The organism is Halalkalibacter akibai JCM 9157 (assembly GCF_000513135.1).
Lineage (GTDB): Bacteria > Bacillota > Bacilli > Bacillales > Bacillaceae_D > Halalkalibacter > Halalkalibacter akibai.
The window spans coordinates 1-2,294 of the sequence record NZ_BAUV01000112.1; the positions used below are offsets into that span (position 1 = coordinate 1).

The following is a 2,294-nucleotide window of genomic DNA, read 5'->3' on the forward strand; positions in this document are numbered from 1 at the left end:
AAGCCAAGCCCCCACGACTTCGTCTGTGTGGTCTTGCCCTTTCCTCTCTTCCCGCAGGAGTCAAGTGCCTTCTGCTTCATTTCACTTTGGGTTGAGCAGGAATGAAAAAACATTACTTCATTCACAAAAGATTTTAGTTTAGCCCAGTCTCGATGTGATTTCCGGGCATTTCCTAACGAATTCGCTCCATTACGCTGCAGGCACTTGCTTTCCGCGGGGAGGAAGCCAAGCCCCCACGACTTCGTCTGTGTGGTCTTGCCCTTCCCTCTCTTCCCGCAGGAGTCAAGTGCCTTCCGCTTCATTTCACTTTTGTTGAAGGATAAATAATAGCTGGTGACATAAATAATGTGTTTATCACAGAATCTTAGCGGAGGAAATATACGGAGACTCCTGCGGGATTAATGGCAAGGGTGAAATCCCGCAATGCGCTAGCACGAGGAGGCTCACCAGCCACTCGCGGAAAGCGTAGTATATTTCCGGAGCGGATGCTATGCTATACAACCAACTCTGAAAATCTTTTTTCGCCATTCTGCAGGTAATAAAAGCCTTAATGTCAAAATATGTTGAATATAGACCTGCCAAATTTGATTGCATGTGTTTAACTTTTTAGCACCTGATGCAAAATTATTTTGCATTTAACGGAGGGTTAGCGATGAACAGTGAAAAGCTACAACAATTAAAAACGTTACAAGCAATCTATGAACAAGTGATAGATCATATTGATGTAGGTATTCAAGTAATAGACTCTGATGGGAAAACCATTATATACAATAAGAAGAAAATGGATTTAGAATCAATGGATTTAGAGGATGTGCTCAATAAAAGTATTCATGATGTATTTAGATTTGAACAGGAACAAGATAGTCGCTTATTACAAGCGTTAGAGAGTGGGAAAGAAATCAAAAATGCGAAACAAACTTATTATAATAAAGATGGAAAAAAAATAACGACGATTAACCATACATTCCCTATTGTCTCAAATGGTGAACGAATTGGTGCTGTTGAGTTAGCAAATGATATCTCTAAATACGAACGATTAAAGGAGAACGTTTTAAAAAACGATCATACTAGATACACATTTGAAAACATTGTTGGCAACAGTGCTTCCTTATCAGAAGTAATTAATAATGCCAAGCGTGCTTCAAGAACATCTTCCTCTATTTTAATTATTGGAGAAACGGGAACAGGTAAGGAAATTTTTGCTCAGAGTATACACAACGCAAGTGAAAGAGCTCAAGGCCCGTTTATTTCTCAAAATTGCGCAGCCATTCCAGACAGCTTAATAGAAAGCTTGTTATTTGGAACAAAGAAGGGTGCCTTTACTGGAGCTATAGAGAAACCTGGTTTATTTGAACAAGCTGAGGGAGGTACTTTATTACTTGATGAAATTAATTCTTTGAACCCTGCATTACAAGCTAAATTATTAAGAGCTTTACAAGAACGAACGATTAGAAGAGTTGGTGATACTAGGGATAAAAAAATTAACGTACGCATTATTGCTACAATTAATGAGGATCCCATTGAAGCAATTGCTGCAAATAGTCTTCGCAAAGATCTTTACTACCGCTTAAGCGTAGTTGCGCTCTTTATTCCTCCACTTAGAGAGCGTACCGAGGACATCCCTTTACTGACAAACTTCTTCATTAATAAGTATAATCGAATGTTTCAAATGAATATTAAAGCTGTTGATTTAGGCGTTGAAGAAGCCTTTAAACAATATCAATGGCCTGGTAACGTGAGAGAACTTGAGCACATCATTGAAGGTTCTATGAATTTAGTTAATGATGATATGACAATGATACGTTACACCGATCTTCCTTTTCACTTTCTGAATAAACAAGACCATCAATCAGTTTCTACACAGTTAAATATGCAAACGCTTTCAAATAACTCTGTTTTTACCAATACTGATAAGAGTTTGAAGCACTGGCTACACGAAGTCGAAATAGCTTATATAGAAAATATGCTTATCCAATATAATTACAACATATCAAAAACAGCAGAAAAACTTGGCATAAGCAGACAATCTCTTCAGTACCGGTTAAGAAAAAATAAAAGGAAGTCTCATTAGTTAACTAGCTGACATGAAGCGAAGGCTTCCAATTTGTTGGATTTACTATCCAAGATGAGTGATTTACGATCCAGTTTTGCTTATTTACGATCCAAAATGAGTGATTTACGATCCGGATCAGTTCATTTACGATCCGCAGATTTTCTGTTCCCCTCCCACCTTGTTTTGAGCCAACTGTACTACTTCCTTCAAATTACCCGGCAACAACCTTTCTGGTTATTAT

1 protein-coding gene is annotated in these 2,294 nt (G+C 38.0%); it reads left to right on the forward strand.

Annotated features, from left to right (window positions below):
* Nucleotides 1–652 precede the first annotated feature (652 nt).
* Entirely contained in the window at nt 653–2,071 is a 1,419-nt protein-coding gene (locus tag JCM9157_RS22885; protein WP_035668798.1) for a sigma-54 interaction domain-containing protein, read from the forward strand.
* Nucleotides 2,072–2,294: the final 223 nt, after the last annotated feature.